Origin of the sequence: Arthrobacter sp. Cr_A7 (assembly GCF_029222765.1) — a bacterium.
Lineage (GTDB): Bacteria > Actinomycetota > Actinomycetes > Actinomycetales > Micrococcaceae > Arthrobacter.
This window is the reverse complement of record NZ_JARHXQ010000318.1, coordinates 1-385: the sequence shown is the minus strand read 5'-3', so window position 1 is coordinate 385 and position 385 is coordinate 1. Positions and strand designations below refer to the sequence as shown.

Sequence of the window (385 nt, the reverse complement as noted above, 5' to 3'; positions counted from 1 at the left end):
CAGCCCAGGAACGCCTCAGGGCTCAGGGTGGAGGACATGATGAACAGCACCAGCGTGGCCAGCAGGTTGCCGACGGGTACTGCCGCCTGCGGCCAGCTGGACCAGAAGCCGCGGGACTTGTTGGGGCTGTGTTCGGCAACCAGCAGCACGGCACCGCCCCATTCGCCGCCCAGCGCGAAGCCCTGGATGAAGCGGAGCGCCACCAGCAGGGTGGGTGCCAGGTAGCCGATTTCGGCGAATCCGGGCAGGCAGCCCATCAGGAACGTTGCCACGCCCACAATGACGATGGTCAGCTGCAGCGTGGGCTTGCGGCCCAGCTTGTCGCCGATCTGGCCGAACACGATGCCGCCGAGCGGACGTGCCACGAAGCCGACAGCGTAGGTGA

Annotated in this window: 1 protein-coding gene; it reads right to left on the bottom strand. The window is 67.3% G+C overall.

Going from position 1 to position 385, the window contains the following annotated elements; all coding sequences use genetic code 11:
• Positions 1-385 (bottom strand): MFS transporter (locus P2Q66_RS19280; RefSeq protein ID WP_275730725.1); only part of this gene is annotated, 385 nt, incomplete at both ends.